Raw genomic sequence first — 21,966 nt, forward strand, 5'->3', positions numbered from 1 at the left:
GTCTTACAGTGCAGGGGATAATTTAAATCAAGGTCTTTTATATTTAGATGGTATTGCGTTAACGACCATTGCAAATGCAGGAGCAGGAGGTACTGAAGGTACGATTCCACCAAATACGCAAACAGGCAATGCGTACATCGGCAGTACAGATCCAAGCACCCATCTTTTTACTGGTCAAATTGATGAAGTGCGCTTATGGAATACAGCCCGCAGCCAAGCTGAAATTCAAGCCAATATGTATACCCCTTTAACAGGTTCAGAGACGGGATTAGTTAATTACTGGGATTTTGAAGAGGCGAATAGTAATAAAGTTGAGGATAAAGTTAGCAATAATAATGGCATATTAACCAATATGGACACCAATGCTGATTGGGTTGATGGCGTTATTGGCAGTCCTAACTTTGTTGCAAGTGTCAGCTCCGTACTCAACGATATTTTGCCTGCGTATGATGGTGATAGCGATGGTTTAACGTTCTCACTTGTCGATGATGACGGCGGTGCAACGGTTATTACTGATGCCAACTCAGGTGCATTTACTTATACCTCTAGCATTTCAGGCTCTCGTACTTTTAGTTATAAAGTCAATGATGGCACAAGCGATTCAAATACCGTCACCGTTAATGTCGAAATCATGCCTAACATTGCACCTGTTGCAGGTCAAGGTACAGCATTAGATTTTGCGGGAGGTAGCAAATATATTAGTTTAGACACATTAACGGGAGAAGTATTAAGTGACAATGCTCGAACATTCGAAGCGTGGATAAAAACAACTGCAACGGATGTCAGTTCTGTATTTAAATATGGAGTTGATACAACATATAACAGAGTCCGCCTCAGTACCAGAGATGGCATTGTCCGAGTTGATTTATATGCAAAAATAACAGAATGGTCAGCCCCTAATATTAATGATGGAAACTGGCATCATATTGCTTGGTCTTATACAGCAGGTTCAAAATCAAGTGAGAGCAGTGTTTATGTGGATGGTGAAGCGCTAACCAGCATTTTATCCAGTGCAAGTAATGATTATCCTGATACACAATCCGGTATTGCTTATATTGGTGCTCATACTGAAACTAGCTCTGCCGATTTTGAAGGTCAAATTGATGAAGTTCGGTTATGGAATACAGCTCGCAGCCAAGCTGAAATCCAAGCCAATATGTACAGTGCTTTAACAGGTTCAGAAACAGGACTTGTTAGCTATTGGAATTTTGAAGAAGCCACAGGCACAACGGCAAATGATCTGAATACGAGCAATGCCAATCACGGTACATTAACCAATATGGATGACACGGCTTGGGTTGATGGGATTATCGGCAAACCCACATTTTCCACCAGTCTCAGCACAGTAATTAGCGATACATTACCTGCTTATGACAGTGATGGCAGCACATTAACTTACAGTCTTGTGAGTGATGATGGCGGTGCAGCAGTTTTAAGTAATGCCAGTACAGGTGCTTTCACGTATACACCAACCACATCAGGTACACACACCTTTACTTATAAAGTCAATGATGGGACTGTGGATTCAAATATTGCCACGGTTACGGTCGAAGTTGAGCCAAATGAACCGCCAATTGCAGGTTTGGGGACAGCGTTAAATTTTGATGGTGTTGATGATTATGTTGTAGCCAGTGTAGCGACAACCGCTATAGATAATATAACTCTAGAGACTTGGGCTTATTGGTCTGGTAATACAGGCGATCCCCTCATTTTTTATAATGGTAACTCATCTTCAAGTGGATATGGTTTATTAATTAATTCATCAAGCAGTGAGTTAAAGCTTTTATGTGGTGGCATTGGGTTTGCCACATCTAACTATATCTACCCAACTAATGAATGGCATCATATTGCTTTGGTGAGAAATACAGGAGTGTGGTCACTTTATATTGACGGTGAGATTTATACATTTACAGGCAGTTGTTCGCCGAATGGCATTAGTGATGGTGGGTTAAGCATTGCTGCCAACCACTCAGGTTTACAACATTTTGAAGGCAAAATAGATGATGTTCGGGTTTGGGATATTGCACGAACTCAGGCTGAAATTCAGGCTAATATGTATACCCCTTTAACAGGTTCAGAAACGGGGCTTGTTAGCTATTGGAATTTTGAGGAAGCAACAGGCACAACGGCAAATGATCTGAATTCGAGCAATGCCAATCACGGTACATTAACCAATATGGATGACACGGCTTGGATTGATGGAATTATTGGCGAACCCACATTTTCCACCAGTCTCAACACCCCCATCAGTGACATATTATCTGCTTATGATAGTGATGGCGGAACATTAACTTATAGTTTTGTTAACGATGATGGTGGTGCAGCGGTTCTGACTGATGCTAGCACAGGTGCTTTCACGTATACACCAGCCACATCAGGCACACATACATTTACCTATAAAGCCAATGATGAGTTTGATGACTCCAATGTTGCCACAGTCACGGTAGAAGTTGAGCCTAATATTGCTCCTGTTGCGGGTTTTGGCTCAGCTTTAAATTTTGATGGCGTTGATGATTATGTAGAAGTATCTAATGTCCCTTATGTGCAAATCAGTTCAGGTACAAATGCAACTTTTGAATTATGGTTAAAAACCACAACGACAATCGATAGTTTTTTACTAAGTAAAAGTCCTGACTGGATTAGTGCTAGCACTACAGAATTTGCACTTGCCATAATGAACGGTGGACAACTACGCTTTAATGGGGAATATTCCACCGCCAATATAAATGATGGACAATTACACCATGTTGCTGTGGTTTTAAATGGTTTATCAGGAACATATTATATTGATGGTGAATTGGATAGCACTTTTACACTCAGTGCCAATACTGAACACGTCATTTCACTATTGATTGGTGCGAGAAGAAAAACGACCTCTTCAGATATTGGTAACTTTTTTACTGGGTATATGGATGACGTAAGAATTTGGGATACAGCCCGTACTCAAGCCGAAATTCAAGCCAACATGTACCAAGCTTTACAAGGTAATGAAACGGGTTTAATTGGATACTGGCCATTGGATAAGAATACAGGTACGACAATCACTGATTTAACAGGTAATGCGACAGATGGCACATTTATCAGTGCGCCAATATGGACAGATTCGGCAGTATTAGCTTGGGAAACCAGTCTAAATTTACCTATTACTGATACGCTGCCAGCTCATGATACTGATGGTGGCACACTCACTTATAGTCTCGTTGATAACGATGCGGGGGCAGCTGTCATAACCAATGCTTCAACAGGTGCTGTCACTTACACACCCGTTTCTGCAGGCACTCACACATTCAGCTACAAAGCCAATGATGGGTTTGACGATTCTAATATTGAAATTGTCAATGTCACCGTCAGCAGTTTAATTGTTGATAATATCACTGATGTTGATGATGGGGATTACGCCACAGGTCAAAATACCCTACGAGAAGCCATTACAAATGCCAATGCAGGCGATACGATTACGTTTGATCCGAGTATTGCAGGACAAACCATTCTTCTTGATGCGGTTTTGGCAATTGATAAGAATCTTAGCATCGATGGCGATGTGAATCTGATAAGCATCAGTGGTCAAGACACGGTACAAATATTTAATATCAGTGCAGGAACAGTGATTTTATCTAATTTAACCTTAAAAAACGGATACGCATCAGCAGGCGGCGCTATTGAAATCTCTGGTAGCAATACTCATGTAACTGCCCAAGATATTATTTTTGACAGTAATCATGCAACAAATCGCGGGGGAGCAGTTAGAGTCGTAGGTGCTGGAAACACTGTTATTGTGAAACGGTCGACATTTGCTAATAACTCTGCATCCACATCAGCAGGCGGGTTACGATGCACAATAGGCGCAACAGCTAAAGTTTATAACAGTACTTTCTTTAACAATAATTCAACTAAAGGTGCAGCAATTAACACCGATAATTGTAATTTATTTGAGATTTATAACAGTACCTTACATGGCAATACAGGCAGTCACACACTACAGAATTATACAGGCACTTCAATATTTAAACTGTATAACAGCATTATTTCAGGCACGGTAGGTGGTGTTGATTGTAGTGGCGGCCTATCAATTCAAACCAATACATTGATTCAAGATGGAACGTGTACAGCCAGCATAACAGGTGATCCTAAACTCAACACAACACTCGCGGATAATGAAGGTACAACCCAATCATTAGCCCTATCATCTGACAGTCCCGCAGTTAATACAGGCGATCAGGCAACATGTGAAGCCCTTGACCAACGTGGTGTATCTCGAACTGCTTACGGTACTTGTGATATTGGTGCGTATGAACTGATATTAATTCCAACTGAACCCAGCAACCTCATCCCAACCGTCCCCACTTTTGATAACTTAGCTTCTGGTGTCGTATTATCTTGGACTGATAGTTTGTACGAAGATGAATATATTTTATCGCGTGATGGTAGTGAAATCACAACTTTGGCTCAAGACACTATCAGCTATACCGATACCGCCATCACATGTGGTTCGAGTTACATTTACAGTCTTAAAGCCAAAAATAGCAGTGGAGAATCTAATACCGTATCCACAACTTCAACAGCGATGCCTGCATGTCCCGAACCTGTAACCCCGACAGATTTTATTGCAAGCATTCCTAGTTTTGGAGATTTAGACCCTGAAATCGGTTTGTCATGGACAGATAATAATGACTATGAAGACAGTTATATTTTATCCCGTGGCGGAAGTGTTATTGCGACCTTAAACCCAAATAGTAGCAGCTATACGGATAACTCAGTCAATTGTGATTCAACGTATAATTACAGCCTTAAAGCCAGCAATGGATTTGGTGAATCAGGTAATGTTTCTGTCACCGCCGTAATGCCAGCATGTCCATTATATGCACCGAATGAACCGCTTAATTTTGCAGCAACCGCGCTTAGTTATAATCAAATTCAACTGACTTGGACAGATAGCAGCAGCTTGGAATCAGGCTATAAAATCCTGCGTGATGGCAATCTCATTGATACATTAGACAGTGACACTGAAACCTATACTGATGAAAACCTAAATTGTAACACCACTTATAATTATGAAATTTATGCTTATAACAGTACAGGTGATTCAACAGTACAAACGGTTTCTGTTACGACACAGGTTTGCCCATCATTAGTACCGGGGAATCTCAGTGTGATTGTTACCGCTGATAGTATTACTTTGGTTTGGGAAGATGTGGAAGGTGAAACAGGCTATTTAGTCACACGAGAATCATTAACCACTCGTAGAATCAGAGCCATTACTGAATTTGATTTATCCGCTGATTCAACCACATTTAGCGACTCAGGTTTTGAATGTAGCCAATCGTATGATTATGCGGTTGCTGCGGTGACTGATACAGGCGTATCCGAAGCCGCCACAATTACCGTAGAAGCTGAGGCATGTGCCAGCGCACCGATTGCACCAAGTCAGTTAAATGCTTCAGCTATAACTTATGCTACGATTTCACTCACGTGGTCTGATAATAGTGACGATGAAACAAAATTTAACATTTCCCGTAATGGTAGCTTAGCGAAAGAAGTCACAGAAAATAGTGAGAGTGCGACGATTCGAGATTTAGAATGTGAAACCACTTATTCATTCCAAGTCACTGCATTTAATGCCGAAGGTCAAGCCAGCAGCGAAACCATTACAGCAACCACAGACACTTGCCCATTGGTTAATTTAGTTGCGCCTTCACATTTTGTGGCCACCACTCAAGCCAGTAATCAAATTCAACTCACTTGGTCTGATAACAGTCTCAATGAAACAGGATTCCCGATTGCGCGAGATGGGGTATTTGTTAGTATTGCGCCGATTAATGATGAATACTATTTAGACACGACTCTCAATTGTGGCACGGAGTACATCTATCACCTTTATGTAACGGATAATGTGATTAATTTAGGCGGCTTAGAAGAAATTATCACTACGCCTGCATGTCCTTTAGATGGTAAATTTTATCTGCATCTCAATACGATTGGTTCTGGCATTATTAATAATTGTAATGACACACTGTGCAGTTTAAATGTTACAGCTAATCAAACGGTTAATCTATCAGTTACACCGAATGAAGGCTGGCAATTCAGTCACTGGACTGGTGATTGTACAGAGTCACAAGTATTGGTTGATGCGGAAAAAAATTGCTTAGCGTATTTCAGTCAAATTCCAGAGATTGAGATTGAACCTGAACTAATCCCAGAACAACCTCAGCCAGTCAATCCGCTTGACCCAACCACACCGACAGGTGCTGCACCTGTACCAAACATTGGTGCAGATTTATGCGGCACATCATTTACCAATCATAATTCAATGACAGGTAATTTAAATATTTGTGAAACGGGTAGTGTTTCTGGTGGTAATTTGATTGGGGACAATGTTAATGCAGGTTTGGTTTCAAACTTTACGCTTAATCAAAATGCGACAATTACAGGTGGCCGACTCAGTGGATTCAATACTAACCTTGGTACATTGCAAGATTTGACCATTACTCAATACACCGAAGTGGCAGGCGGTTTTTACGCGGGTTCAGTGGATAATAATGGGACGATGATTGACCCTTATATTGAAGCAGGCAGTACGATTTATAGCAGTACAGGACTGGGTTCAATTACAGGCATCACTCAAAATAAAGGCACGATTCAAGGTGTACTTAAACTGGGTGTGAATACGGCTGTGATTGGTGGCAAAATCTCAGGGACGATTATTGCACCTGCCAAATCACCTGCCTATATCGGTGCGGCTGAAATCTTACCTGGTGCGGTGCTGCAAAATGTGTATTTAAGCCCAACGGTAAAATTACCGCGTGATGTCACCTTAATCAATGTCAAACAAGCATCCAATCCCGCAGAGCCCAGCTTAGATGATTTTGGTGTAAATATGGAACAATTGGATGATTTAGATGCAAGAAGTATTGTTGCAGTTGAACCTGCAGCACTGGGTTTATTTGACCGTTACGAAGTCGCATCAATTCCAACGGAAGCCTTTGCAGGCATGACTCCAGAGCAAATTGCGGCATTCAAACCTGAAACCTTAAGCAATGTCAGTGTTGAACAGTTTGAGCAAATCAGCTTAGATTCATTGGCAGGATTCACTGCGGATAATATTGCTGGCTTAAATCCTTTGGTCATGGGCACTTTAACAGTTGAACAATTGGAAGCCTTTAATCCTGAGTCAATTCAACAGGCGGAACAACTTTCTAAATTATTAACCAATATCAGTCCAGATACACCAACAGAGGTGATTTATAAAATAATTCCAGCAGGCTGGGAAATTTCTGCAACAGGCAAAATCATTCCACCCGTTGGCACAAAATTGGGTTTCAAAGGCGTGTTGAATACTCTGCCTAGTAGCATTTTAACCCCGTATTTAGTTGATTTTCAGTCTAGTTTTTCAATTGGTGGTGAGGTCGTTGCAGATGGCAACAATTCTGACTCAACTGTCGGCGGCGGCTTTAATATTGGTTTGCAGCAAACGCCAAATCTTGATTCTGTTGATTTAGATCAGTTTATTTTCACCCAGAATGAATACGGCATATTCAATGTAGTAGGGACGGGCGATTATGAAGGTATTGTGTTTGCGTTTATGCCGAACGCCAATAATATCGAGCAAGCCCCGTTAGATACGCCTGTGGGTTTGACCACGGTTGAGGGCGGCTATTTCAAAATTGTCACCCCTGATAAACAGGAATTTGTGTTAATCAATGCGCCAAATAACCCCGTCGGTTTGCAACAGGCTTTAGGTGGTGAAAGCACGGTCAAACTCAGTCCAACAGGTGACGTGTTGATGCGTTTGGATAACAATAATACGCGCAGCCGCAATCTACGTTTTGAAACTGATGTGATGATGGTTGGGGTATTTGATGCCTTTGTCGAACCTGCCTCTGATGGCTTTTGTGCCGATGCGGAATTTTGTGATTTTGGGATGGAATTTCCCTCTAACTTTGGCAATTTACGCGCCCGACAAGAAGCTAAAGTGATTTATCCTGATGGTAGCGTACAAACCATTTATCCAACCGTGATTTATCCTGAAACCTTAGCCAATTTATTGGAACAATACGACAGCATACCTAAAGTGCTTTATAAGTCAGATGGCACATTTGAGGTGACGGTTTTAATCGATGGACAAGAGCAACTATATGCTCTAACACCAGATATTAATGTGCCAGTGCGTACTTTAGACGCTGGTGAGAAACACAATCCGAAAGTCAGTTTGCAGGGCAATATACTATCGTATGAAGTGCAAGAAGGTGATGATTTATTCACGTTTTCTCTAAATGTTCTAGCTTTGTAATCTAATTCGCCTCATTGCCATTAAGTTAAGTCCATAGGAGTGCATGTCATTTTGCAGAAGCAAGATTGATCCTGCACTCTAATAATGGGGCGTTTTTCCATCATGAGGATTTTTTCTTAGCTTAATGACTACTCATGTTACGCAAAATGTAAAAATTTGAAAGAGTAGGGTGGAATGGGTAAGCCTTTGACCTCAGTTATTATGAATACACTCTTTTTCACCGTATTCCACCATCCCAAGCGTATTGCATATTGTGGTGGAAAACGCTGCGCTATTCCACCCTACATAAAATGAAAAGTTGTTTTATTTACATAAGGTGAGTTGATGACAATTCACCTAAGGTATCGCACGGGTTTGACATCTTTCAAAAGAATTCAAAATTAGGATAACGGCTTAATAATGAATTGAGCATATTGCTAATAGGCGACCTAAAATGTACTTTCATCAAGAAATTTACAATTGTTAGCTAATCTCAATCGAAAATCCAAACGACACGTAGTATACTTGGCAGCTCAGACCGTTGTTACAGGGAATATCCTAAGCCAATGCCTAATGAAACTGAGCTTAAATTACGCATCGCGCCTGAACATGCTAGCGATTTTGCTCAATTGCCGTCACTGCAAGCCGCAACGCAATATGAGCCCAAAAGTTTATATAACACCTATTTTGATACGCCTGAGCATGATTTTTTACAAGCCAGAATTGGTTTAAGAGTGCGTCATATTGGGGATAAACGCATCCAAACCCTAAAAACAGCGGGTACGAGTTGTGGGGGTTTACATCAACGTCAAGAATGGGAAACAACCATTGATAGTGATACACCTAACTACAGTGTCTTGCCTCAAAAAATATTACCTAAATGGTGTCGCGATAAAGAGCAACGCCAATCGATTCAGCCTGTATTCGCCACTGACTTTACTCGTACCCAATGGGATGTGAGTTTTGATGATGGTAGTTTAGTTGAAGTGGTACTAGACCAAGGCGAAGTCAGAGCAAATGAACACCGTTTGCCATTGAATGAAGTTGAGTTAGAACTCAAAGCGGGTTCTCCTGTTAAATTGTATCAATTGGCATTAGATTTTCAGCAATCGATACCACTCACTTTAGAAAACCACAGCAAAGCAGCACGTGGCTATGGTTTACATCATTCACAACCATTGCAATATCATAAAGCGGGAAAATTGGGCCTTAAAGTTGATTTAACGGCTGAACAAAGTTTTGAGCAAATTTGCTGGCACTGTACTGCTCATCTGCAAGCCAATGAAGATATGGTCTTGTACGGACGAGACGTTGAAGGGGTACATCAAATGCGCATAGCTTTGCGGCGATTGCGTTCAGCATTTAGCTTATATAAAACCTTGCTTCCTGCCAATACAAATAAATGGTTACGAGATGAAATTAAATGGATTAGCAATGTGTTAGGGGTGGCTAGAGATTGGGATGTATTTGCTTTAACTTTACAAACCGCTCAAAAGGTAAATTCACATCAGCCCGAGCAACTTAATCCTATATTAAAAAAAGTCCGAGCATTGCAAAAACATGCCTATATTAATGTGCGAGAAGCCATGCGTTCTCCACGTTATACCTGTTTATTACTGACTTTAGGACAATGGTTGACAGCGCAAACATGGCGTGAGAATGCAAATAAAAAAATCTGTTCTAAACTAGAGCAGCCGATTCAAGCATTTACCAGTAAAACTTTACAAAAACAATATGAACGGATTTGTAAAAAAGGCAAGAATTTAGAGAAACTTGAGCCTGAAGCACAGCATAAAATGCGAATTATGGTTAAAAAATTAAGTTGTGGCCTCCGATTTTTTGCAGAACTCTATCCTAATCGAACCACTAAACCCTTTATGAAAGCATTATCATCATTACAAAATAGTTTAGGTATTCTCAATGATATTAGTGCATCAGGACTGTTAATAGCGCAGCTTGAGTTGGCAGATAATGAGCCAACACGCCATTTTCTAGCAGGCTGGTATGCGCATTTATATCAAACCCATCTCACTAACATTGCTAATGAGTGGGATAATTTCACCAAACAAGAAACCTTTTGGTAAGGAGTTTACATTGTCTAATTGCCTTGTCATTGGTGGCGGTGTCAGTGGAATGTTGACGGCATTACATTTACGAGCGGAAGGCTTAACCGTCACTCTTATTGAAAAAAGTACATTGGGTCAAGAGTCATCATGGGCAGGCGGCGGTATTTTATCTCCACTTTATCCATGGCGTTATCCTGATTGCGTAAAGCAGTTAGCACAATGGAGTCAGACCTATTATCCTGCCTTTTTTGATGATTTATGTCAGCGTACTAAAATTGATCCTGAATATATCCGTAATGGTTTTTTGATTTTAGATATGGCTGAAATGGAGCAAGCTAAGGAATGGGCAGCGCAATATAATATGCCCATGGAGCAATTAGACAGCAAAGCCTTAAGTGAAATTGAACCCGAATTAGGTGAATATGACACTGCATTATGGTTTCCTGATATTGGTCAAGTACGCAATCCACGTTTGATGAAGTCATTGCGCAAAGCTCTTGATTTAGAAGGAATTGAAGTTAAAGAACATCATTCTGTGACTAAGATTTGCTCACGTCAAAATAAAATTTACGGGATTGAAACTGAGCAAGGTGATTTTGGCGCGGATTATGTGGTGGTGACTGCAGGTGCGTGGAGTGGTGAATTATTATCGTCCTTAGGAGTTGATGCCAATATTCGTCCTATTCGTGGTCAGATGATTATGTTTGAAGCCCAACCGGGTTTAGTTTCACGTATCGTATTGACGAATAATCATTATGTTATTCCGCGCCGAGATGGACATATTTTGGTTGGCAGTACAGTTGAAGATGCAGGCTTTAAAAAAGTGACCACGCTAACGGCATTGGAAGATTTAAAATATTTGGCGTTTAGTGTGATTCCGCGTTTGGCTGATTATACCGTGGTGCATCAATGGGCAGGCTTACGCCCCGGCTCACCAAGCGGGATCCCATATATAGGGCAACACCCTGATATTGAAGGCTTGTTTATTAATACAGGACATTTCCGTAATGGGATTGTATTAGGATTAGCTTCAGCACAATTATTGACAGATTTAGTATTACAACGTGAACCGATTCTTGATCCTGCGCCTTATCATTTAAATGCTCCGCGTGGAGAAAAAATCTTTTAATACCCAATCAATAGATTTCCGTTTTTTCTCACAAAGCCCTAGGGCTGTCAGCTCTTGAAGAAATAGCAAATTTAGGGGTATTCTTAAATTGAATCCAGAAGTGCTGATTAGTAGCAATTTATAAAAAATATTTTATATTCAAATCGTTATTGATTAAATGAGAATGCTCTCTAAGATCAATAGGGGTTTGCACTGATTGTTCAGATTGCGATTTTTCTATATCAACAAATGACTGAACTTCCTATCATTTTAATTTTTTGAGCCAATCAAATACGGCTTATGGAAATCAATCACTTTTTATTCTATAACAACAATTAAATGCCATCGCTATCGCTAAATTTTAGTATTTTCCAATCGATACCTTTTGAATCTACTTATATTTTAACGTACAGCATAAATTCTCCTTGCATCCAAATCCAACAGCCCTTAACATTCAATATCTTTTGCCTGAAAAAACAACAAGGAATACCGTTTTATGCGTAGCCACTACTGTGGACAAGTCAATGAGTCTTTCATTACTCAAGAAGTCACTTTATGCGGCTGGGTGCACCGTCGTCGCGATCATGGTGGCGTGATTTTTATCGATTTGCGCGACCGCATGGGTTTAGTGCAAGTGGTGATTGACCCTGATACAGAGCAAGCCTTTGCTTTAGCTGAAAAAGTCAGAACTGAATATGTGTTAAAAATCACAGGGAAAGTGCGAAATCGTCCTGAAGGCACAGAAAATCCAGAAATGCCAACGGGCATGATTGAAGTATTAGGCAAAGAATTAGAAATCTTAAATGCTGCTGATACACCGCCATTCCAGTTAGATGATGAGTTAGTCAGTGAAGAGCATCGCTTGCGTTATCGCTATATCGATTTGCGTCGTCCACAGATGCAACAGCGTTTCCAAATGCGTGCTAAAGCCAATAATATTTTGCGTAATTATTTAGATGACAAGGGCTTTTTAGAAATTGAAACCCCGATGTTGACCAAGGCAACGCCTGAAGGTGCGCGTGATTATCTTGTGCCGAGTCGTACTCATGAAGGGGATTTTTTCGCTTTACCGCAATCGCCTCAGTTGTTTAAACAATTGTTGATGATGTCGGGTATGGATCGTTATTATCAAATCGTGCGTTGTTTTCGTGATGAAGATTTACGTGCAGATCGCCAGCCTGAATTTACTCAGTTAGATATTGAGATGTCATTCACTGATGAAGCAGAATTGCGCGGCATTATGGAAGATATGATACGGCATTTATTCAAACAAGTTTTGGATGTTGATTTGCCGAGTCCATTCCCAACCATGCCTTATGCTGAAGCGATGTTGCGTTTTGGTTCTGATAAGCCTGATTTGCGGAATCCTTTGGAAATTCAAGATGTTGCTCATTTATTGCAGGATATTGAATTTAAAGTATTTGCCGCGCCTGCGAAAGACCCTAATGGACGGGTTGCCGCGTTAAAAGTCCCACAAGGCAGCAAAAAATTATCACGTAAGAAAATTGATGAATATACTAAATTTGTCAGCATTTACGGTGCGAAAGGCTTGGCTTATATCAAAGTCAACGAAGTTAGCAAAGGACGTGAAGGCTTACAATCGCCGATTTTGAAATTTTTACCTGATGACGCAGTCGAAGGCATTATTAAATTGACCGAAGCGACAGACGGTGATTTAATTTTCTTTGGCGCGGATACAACTAAAGTAGTGAATGAAGCTTTAGGCGCGTTACGTTTGAAACTTGGCGAAGATTTAGAATTAAACGCACAAGGTTGGAAACCATTATGGGTTGTGGATTTCCCTATGTTTGAATGGAGCGAAAGTGATAAACGTTGGGAATCTTTACATCATCCATTTACAGCACCTGATGTGAGTGTTGATGCTTTAGAAGCTGATCCAAAAGCCTGTTTATCTCGTGCTTATGACATGGTGTTGAATGGTTCTGAAATTGGCGGTGGTTCAATCCGTATTCATAAACCAGAAATGCAAGCCGCTGTATTCAAATTATTAGGCATTGGTGATGAGGAAGCACGTGAGAAGTTTGGCTTCTTATTGGATGCCTTGACTTATGGTTGTCCGCCACATGGTGGTATCGCATTTGGTTTGGATCGCCTTATGATGTTAATGACGGGTGCAAGTTCAATCCGTGATGTGATTGCATTTCCTAAAACGCAGACAGCAAGTTGTTTATTGACTTCTGCGCCATCAGCGGCCAGTGATGCACAATTGCGTGATTTACATATTAAATTGCGTCCTCGTGTGAAAGAAACAAAAGAAGCTGAGGCTTAATTTAGCAATGTAAGTTGGGGTTTATAATGAGCCTCGACTTACAAAAAGAGATGAAAATATGTCTGAGCTAACTCAAGTTGATATTTTGATTATCGTAAAAGATATTGTTATTGCTGTTGTTGCTGTTGGAGGACTTTTTTTAGGTCTTTATAATTTGAAGCGCGAACAGAAAAAAGATAAGGTAAACTTGGTTATAGTTCCAAGCTCAATAAGATCACTGGATGGAGAAAATACAATCTTTTCTAAAAATGAGTTTTTTGAAGACGTTAGTCCAGATTGTCTTGTAGTCAAGATTAAGAATCTTAGCTACTTTTCTGTCAAAGTTGACGAAGTTGGTTTTTTATTGAAAGGAACAAACCGAAGACTGCCATCTTTTAGACTTTTAAAAACTCCTTATGAAGCAAAATTTTTTGACTGGCCAATAAAGCTTGAATCAAGAGATAGCATTACGGGTTACATGTTTGTGAAAGAGTTAATAGAAGACAAAGATGTATCTAAGATTAAAGCTGTCTATACTCGCACGATATGTGAAAATTTGACCATAGGGAAATCAAAAGCACTTGAGCAAATGATTCAATATTATGCTAAAGAAAGAAAGAGAAAAATTAGTCAACGCTAAAACGTAAACAGAAGCTTAATTTAGCAATGTAAGTTGGGATTTGTAATGAGCCTTAACTTTTAGAAATCATTCCGACAACATTATACATATAACAATACTTTTATAAAATATTAAATTTACACCTTAAAACATATAATTCATTGATTTAAAATGTTTATATATAAAAACAAAATGTAGATAAAAATCACCTTTTATCCTATTAGTCATTAAAAACCTCCTAAATATGCTTATTATCCAATATTCGTTTCCTTAAAATTAACGAATTACTGTTTTTCTATGTTTTAAATATCTCCATCTCTCACATTATTCCAGTCTTATTTTATGGCCTATCATTTGCGTGCTGTCTGTCTTAATTATTTATAAATCAGACACTAGCTATAACGGGGAGAGTGTCATTATGCTCTTAATAATATTATTTATACTGGTTTGTTTGACCACAACTGTACAAGCCGAAATCTCAATTAACAATACACCATTAGCAATCGAAAATAACAGGTTTAATATCACTCAAAACTTAGGCAATACGGTTGGCAATAATTTGTTTCATAGCTTTGAGCACTTTAATTTAAATCAGGGCGAAATCGCTCAGTTTTCAGGTTCTGAACAGATTCAAAATATCATTTCTCGAGTAACAGGTGGCAAGGCCAGTTTTATCAATGGCACAATTCGTTCAACGATTCCTGATGCTAATTTCTATTTTTTAAATCCTTATGGCATCTTGTTTGGCGAGTTTGCTACCTTGGAACTTCAGGGCAGTTTTCACGCATCCAGTGCAGATTATTTAAAACTGGCTGATGATGGTGAATTCCATGCAAGATTTCCACAACGGGATATTTTAACCGCCGCACCTGTGGAATCATTTGGATTTTTAAATCATGCCCCTGCATCATTATCAGTTGAAAACAGCCAATTAATCGTAGCCGAACATAAAAGTTTATCACTAACAGGTGGCAAACTTTCTATCACCAATGCAAACTTGACCGCACCCGCAGGCCGTATTTATTTGGCAACTCTCGATACAGCAGGAGAGCTGAACCCAAATATCAATGATTTCACAACATCTTCATTACAAAGCAATATTACGATTTCACAACAATCAATGATTGATAGCAGTGGTCGTTATGGTGGAGGGATTTTTATTCGTTCTGGTCAATTTATTATTGATGACAGTACCATAACCGCCAATACGTTAGGCAGTCAGAATGGGGAATTGATTGACATTTCAGCCAATAATATTACGTTACGACAAGGAGTAATAATCAGTGCAACTGTGTCAGGCCTTGGGCGCGGAGCGGATATTAAACTCAACGCGACACAATCGATTGATGCGGCGGTAGAAAATATTGATACCACGCCCAATCGAATTATTGCTTTTGCCAGCCCAGCGGATAGCTCAAACAATCAAACAGGTGATGCAGGTACAATTTCACTGGATGCTAAAAATATTCAATTTCAAGATGGCTCATCCATTCTCAATCAAACCAGCAGTAGTGGCAAAGGTGGTGATGTTGTATTAAACGCTGAAGAATCTGTAATGATTAAAGGTACGGGTAGTCGGCAAGATGGTTATCCCAGTAGTCTTCGTGTTTTCACTTTAGGACAAGCCGCGAATTCGGGTAATAGTGGCAAAATGTCTATTACTGCGAATCAAGTCACGATCAGAGATGGAGCATCGTTACATTCAAGAACATTTGGGGCGGCGAATTCAGGAGATATGACTGTAAAGGCATCTAATATTTTGCTGGAAGACGCTTTAGCGATGGCGATTACTTTTGTTTCTGGCAAAACGGGTACTCTCACATTTGAAGCAGATAACGAACTTAGACTACAAGGAATAGGAGCAAATCTTTATAATTTATCACTCAGTTCAGGTGATGCAGGTAATATTTACCTTAAAGCACAAGATATTATATTGAATGACAGTGCTAGCATTACATCATTGGCGCGTCGTACAGGTCGTGCGGGCAATATTTACGTGGAAGCAGCTAACAAACTGTCTCTCAGTGGCAACAGCGCAAGCGATGATGGGGGGTGGGCGAGCACCATACAATCAAATACCTCACCAACCCAAATACAAAATGGCTATGCTATTGATAATGGGGGTCATATCAATATCAAAGCAGGTGAATTATTTATGCGAGATGGAGGAATCATTACAACAAGTTCACGTTCTCGTCTTGGTTATCAAGCAGGCAATGGTGGCAATATTGATATAGAAGTTGCTGGTGCGATTGATATTGCGGGAATTAATCCTTATGGTCGAAATATAGCTGGATTTGAAACAGGTATTTACGCCAATAGTATTGGGGTCGGTGAGAACGGGGGAAATGGTGGCAATATTCGCTTGCAGGCACAATCACTCAGCATTAAAGACGGTGCGGCAATTACAACCAGTACCGATAATTATGGCTCAGGTGGTACGATTGAAATAAATGTGCATGACACGATTGCTATTAGCGGCGACTCCTCTGTTATACCACTTAAAAAATCAGGAACTAGCCAAGCCAGTTATTTAGAAGAGTTTGCAGCATTTAGCCATTTTAATCAATCAACTAGCGGCATTTATGCCAATTCACAAGATAAAAGTAAAAACGCAGGTTCTGCGGGTAATATTGATTTAACCACCAAAAACCTGAATTTAAGTAATAAGGCAACTATTTCAACTTCAGGTACAGGTGGTGGAAAAGCAGGCAATATAAACCTGAATGTCAAGCAACTTCAAATGGATAGAAGTACTCGAATTGCTTCGGAAAATCAATTTATTAATCGCTACCAATTTGACAATATTGCACAGCGTGACAGTGCATTAGTAGTCAAAGGTGATGTGATTGAAGTCGCTGATTTGGGCAATGGTGTAAAAGGCAATTATGTCAATATTGGTGATTATCTGATTCAAACCCGCATCTTGCTTGATCCTGTTGAAAATATGCAAGTTTTAAGTGAATTATCTAATCAATATCGTGTTTTTGAAGGTCAAATTGTTGAGGTTAAAGATGTGGGTGATGGTTCATCAGGGCAATTTATCTATACACGACATCCTCGAGTTGGTTTAGATACTTGGCAACGTATGAATAGTCAAATTACAACAACATTGGATACAACACAAAAGATACTTGAAGTGCGGAGTGATGGTGGTTATCGACCAGGAGAAGTATTGCCTGATTATCAACTGGGTGAACGGATTAGAGTGCTAGACATGGGTGATGGCAAGTCAGCAGACTTTATTTACGCCAATATTTTTAGCCCTGATAATAATATCTATGTCCGATTTGTTAGAGTCAATCAGTTTAATCTCACCGATGAATCAACCCTGCATACACTGTCTGAACAGGTTTCATTCCAAGACCAAAACCCAATTGCAGCAGTCAAACAAAATGGGTCAAGCAGCCAATTTATTTATGCAAATAATCAATGGATCACCTTTAATAATCAGCATCAAATTGAACATATTTCCGAAATCAGCAATTTGGTTTTAGCAAAACAAGGTAATGTTGCTGCTCTAGCCAATGCAAATGGGGCTCAAGCTTCACAAATGATTTATACAGGTCAACAATGGGTCAATTTAAATCCAGAACGGCGCACAGTGCAAACTGTTGCGGAATTAGAGCAGCTCACAGCAACATCAGGTGATTTTGTCAAAGTGATTGATGCAGATAACACCCATTCAGAAAATTACTTTTATGCCAGTGAGCAATGGCTTAAACAAGAACGCGGTGGCGATGCAGGTACGATTAGCATCAATGCAGATACGATTCGTGTCACCGAAAATAGTGCGATTACCACGGAAGCCGTGAGCAGTGGCGGCGGCGGTATCTCTTTGAAAATAGACAATTTATTATTTGTTGCAGATAATAGTCAAATTTCAACCAGTGTACAAGAAGGTGCAGGTAATGGAGGTGGTCTAACAATTACTGAACCACGCTTTTTAGTGTTGAACAATGCGCAATTGGTTGCCCAAGCTTATGAAGGACAAGGTGGTAATATTCGAATTATTGCTGAACAATTTCTTAAAAATCCGACCAGTTTAGTCTCAGCTTCTTCAAAATTAGGGATTGATGGCAATATTGAAATCAGTTCGCCAGATGAGACAGTGAGTAGCGGTTTATTAAGTTTAAACAAAAGTTTTGCGGAACAAGCTGGATTTAAAAATTCTTGTAAAGGTTCTATTGCAGGGCAACGACCCACTGAATTTGAAGCTCCATTAACACTAAAGGCCTCATTGTATCGTCGTCCTAATTATTTAATTGGTGATTGGTTGCCTAGCGATGCTTATAAAAAAGCAATTTGTCTTTAAAAGTTTGGGCAAAAAAATAGATGCAAGAGACTCAATATTTAATGTAACGAGCCTCTTGCTAATCAGTGAGGAATGAGCATTTAATAAGTTCAAGAATTGACGGTTTTTATTTTTGATAATCCTTTGCTTTATATGGATTAACAAGCCTGCTCGTTCAAGAGCTGATGAAATAGTTTAATTCTCAACCCTCAATCATTCTTCAACAAAAATAATACGGTATACAATCCCTGCAAGAATAGCTCCAGCAATTGGAGCTGCCCAGAATAACCACAATTGACTCAAGGCGGCATCACCTGCAAAAATAGCAACAGCAGTACTACGAGCAGGATTTACCGAGGTATTTGTAACAGGGATACTGATTAAGTGAATTAAAGTAAGACCTAAACCAATTGCGATAGGTGCAAAACCTGCTGGTGCACGGCGATCAGTAGCCCCTAAAATAATAATTAAGAACATAAAAGTCATGACAATTTCAGTGACTAATGCGGCAATCATTGAATAACCTTGTGGAGAATATTCACCATACCCATTTGAAGCAAAGCTACCAATCTCAGCCCCTGCTTTACCTGTGACAATCACATATAACACCGCTGCTGCTGCAATCCCTCCCATTACTTGAGCCATAATATAAGGCAGAAGTTCTGTAAAAGAAAAGCGGCCACCAACCATTAGGCCAATAGAAACAGCAGGATTTAAATGACAGCCTGAAATATGTCCAATTGCATACGCCATGGTCAATACGCTCAAACCGAAGGCAAGAGAGACTCCCACAAACCCAATACCGACATCAGGAATGCCAGCGGCCAATACGGCACTACCACAACCTCCCAATACCAGCCAAAAAGTACCAATAAACTCTGCGCCAAGTTTATTTACCATAGTAACTTCTCCTTAGTTATATTAATTGTTTGGTCTGAAAAATATAATGTAAACATTAAGTTATGCTTTTTTATAATAAATATTTAACGATTAGCATACCCACAGCATCTAAGGGAATTTATCATACTGTTTTTATTAAAAATAATAAATTCTCTAAACCTAAATCATCATTATTGATTAATCTATTTTATAGTTAACACCTATTTTGCGTTGACTCTTTGAAAATCAAAATATTAAAAAACCAAACATAGATTATTTATATTTTTTGTATGCTCTATTTTTCTCAGACAATGCTACTATAGTCACTTCCTTAAGACATAAAATTTAGCATCTCACATTGACAGAAACTTCAGCTTACGCATAATCCAAAAAAAAGATATGACATATCTTTTTGATATATTAATAAAAAATAGGCTTTATAGCCGATTTGTTAGATTTTTTTGGTTCAATATTGATAGAAACTCTTGAAATCGAATTTCCAAAACCTTATATACACGATCAAGCACTGCAGTGAAGCTTAATAATTTGATTTTAAAGGATTCTATCATGAATTTAGTTTATCACCACCCTGTTAACTTATGGGAACAAATGCAACGTGACGCTGAACAGGTATTCAATCGTGTTGCGCAATTGAAAAAAGCGGAAGCAGCAGAAACACAGACTAACTGGATGCCAAGTGTTGATATTCAGGAACAAGCCGATCACTATCTTGTCGCAGCGGATGTTCCCGGTATTGACCCCAAAGAAATTGACATTTCAGTGGACAAAAATATGTTAATTATCAAAGGTGAACGTCCAGCGGCTAAAACAGGTGAACAGGCAGGCTTTAAGCGCGTTGAACGGGTATTTGGTCAGTTCCAACGACGTTTTACTTTACCTGAGAATGCCAATGCCGATAATATTACGGCAACAGGTGAAAATGGGGTACTTTTTGTCCGTATTCCTAAACAAGAGACAGTTGAATCGCGTAAAATTACCGTACAATAGGCTTTTGAGTAGAGTTGTTGATTCTTAATAAATCGATAACTCTACAATAGAATTTATTGGCAATAGCCACTTCTATTTCCAATATATTTTATCATGCTTACATGACACAGCATTTTTAAGTAGGGGGATATATGTCCACAGCAGTTGCTTTAAATCAAAAACTTAATCTTACAGGTATTAGTCAAAGCTTTGAAAGCTACGTTCAAACTGTAAAAGGAATTCCTATTTTAAGTAAAGAGCAAGAGCAAGAATTAGCGAAACGTTATTATGAAAATGATGATTTGGAGGCAGCCCGTGAGTTAACTGTCTCGCATTTGCGTTTCGTATTGCATATTGCTAACAGTTATCGAGGCTATGGCTTGCCACAAGCAGATATTATCCAAGAAGGTAATATTGGTTTGATGAAAGCAGTCAAACGATTCGATCCACATTTTGGTGTGCGTTTGGTCTCGTTCGCTGTGCATTGGATTAAAGCAGAAATCCACGAATACATTTTGAAAAATTGGCGGATTGCAAAAGTTGCCACTACCAAAGCACAACGCAAATTGTTCTTTAATCTACGTAGCATGAAAAAACGTTGGGGTTGGTTGAATCAAGAAGAAGTAGAAAAGATTGCAACAGACTTAGGTGTCACCCAGAAAGAAGTTCTGGAAATGGAACAACGTTTGACGCGGCAAGATGTCGCATTTGATGCGCCTGATGATAATGATGAAGACAATTATAGTCCTGCAACTTATTTAGAAGACAGTCGTTATGACCCTGCTCAATTGATTGAAGCTGATGACTGGGAACAAAACCAACAATCACTATTACAAAGTGCATTTTCCCAATTAGATGAGCGTAGTCAAGATATTGTACAACAACGTTGGCTAAATGAAAAAAAAGTCACTTTGCATGATTTAGCTGATAAATATAAAGTATCAGCTGAGCGGATTCGTCAAATTGAAACTGCAGCAATGAAGAAATTAAAAAAATATCTGGCTTAAGAAGCCATCGTTTTTTTGTTAAATAGATAGAGATCAGCTATCTATCATTGATCTGAGGTGGTGTTTTAGGGCTTGATTAGGATTTTTTAAGTCAAAACTGAGCAGAAAGCACCACTTCAGCTTCCTTGTTGATCGTTGATGTAAAATAGGATAAGCCATTATTAAATAAGAAAATATATTCAATAGAACAATACCTACGCCCATTTTTAGAAAATAATTCAATCTGCTAATTCCATTAAAAAGAGGGGTTTCATTTTTTAGAAATCAATGATTTAGATCATAATTACGAAGATGTATAAATCTCCTATTTTATTTTCCGCATTCCCGACAATACCTATAATCTCATTTTCTGATCTGTAAAAATCCGAGCGTCCATCAGTTTGATATTATGCATCAGTGGGCAAAAACCCATTTGATCTAATATTTGGGTTTGCAAATCAATATTGGGCGCAATTTCAATTAATTCTAAGC

The 21,966-nt window shown here is 39.3% G+C and carries 9 protein-coding genes; 8 read left to right on the forward strand and 1 reads right to left on the reverse strand.

Translation table 11 applies throughout. The features are described from left to right. The 6 genes from ABXH34_RS09205 to ABXH34_RS09230 form a co-directional block, all read left to right on the forward strand. Nucleotides 1-8,287, forward strand: an 8,287-nt coding sequence (locus tag ABXH34_RS09205; RefSeq protein ID WP_353571581.1) for a LamG-like jellyroll fold domain-containing protein, incomplete at its 5' end; no start/stop codon positions are given. A gap of 545 nt (nucleotides 8,288-8,832) precedes the next feature. Further along, nucleotides 8,833-10,350, forward strand: coding sequence for a CYTH and CHAD domain-containing protein (locus tag ABXH34_RS09210; RefSeq protein ID WP_353571582.1), 1,518 nt, complete (start codon nucleotides 8,833-8,835; stop codon nucleotides 10,348-10,350). Between the two features lie 10 nt (nucleotides 10,351-10,360). Beyond that, complete coding sequence (thiO, locus tag ABXH34_RS09215) at nucleotides 10,361-11,461, forward strand: glycine oxidase ThiO (protein WP_353571583.1); 1,101 nt, start codon at nucleotides 10,361-10,363, stop codon at nucleotides 11,459-11,461. Nucleotides 11,462-11,936: 475 nt separating this feature from the next. Then, nucleotides 11,937-13,730 carry an aspartate--tRNA ligase gene (gene aspS / locus ABXH34_RS09220; protein WP_353571584.1) on the forward strand — a complete coding sequence of 598 codons (1,794 nt, stop codon included), beginning with the start codon at nucleotides 11,937-11,939 and terminating at the stop codon, nucleotides 13,728-13,730. Nucleotides 13,731-13,788: 58 nt separating this feature from the next. After that, entirely contained in the window at nucleotides 13,789-14,349 is a 561-nt protein-coding gene (locus tag ABXH34_RS09225) for a hypothetical protein (RefSeq protein ID WP_353571585.1), read from the forward strand. Between the two features lie 397 nt (nucleotides 14,350-14,746). Next, nucleotides 14,747-18,643: a two-partner secretion domain-containing protein gene (locus ABXH34_RS09230; RefSeq protein WP_353571586.1), complete on the forward strand. Its 3,897-nt coding sequence runs from the start codon at nucleotides 14,747-14,749 to the stop codon at nucleotides 18,641-18,643. A gap of 192 nt (nucleotides 18,644-18,835) precedes the next feature. Here ABXH34_RS09230 and aqpZ read toward each other — a convergent pair whose 3' ends face one another. After that, nucleotides 18,836-19,522, reverse strand: coding sequence for an aquaporin Z (aqpZ, locus tag ABXH34_RS09235; protein WP_353571587.1), 687 nt, complete (start codon nucleotides 19,520-19,522; stop codon nucleotides 18,836-18,838). Between the two features lie 546 nt (nucleotides 19,523-20,068). Between aqpZ and ABXH34_RS09240 the strand changes: the two genes are divergently transcribed. Next, entirely contained in the window at nucleotides 20,069-20,509 is a 441-nt protein-coding gene (locus tag ABXH34_RS09240; protein ID WP_353571588.1) for an Hsp20/alpha crystallin family protein, read from the forward strand. A gap of 131 nt (nucleotides 20,510-20,640) precedes the next feature. Then, entirely contained in the window at nucleotides 20,641-21,495 is an 855-nt protein-coding gene (gene rpoH, locus ABXH34_RS09245; RefSeq protein ID WP_353571589.1) for an RNA polymerase sigma factor RpoH, read from the forward strand. Nucleotides 21,496-21,966: the final 471 nt, after the last annotated feature.

It is taken from the genome of Candidatus Albibeggiatoa sp. nov. BB20 (assembly GCA_016744725.1).
GTDB lineage: Bacteria > Pseudomonadota > Gammaproteobacteria > Beggiatoales > Beggiatoaceae > Albibeggiatoa.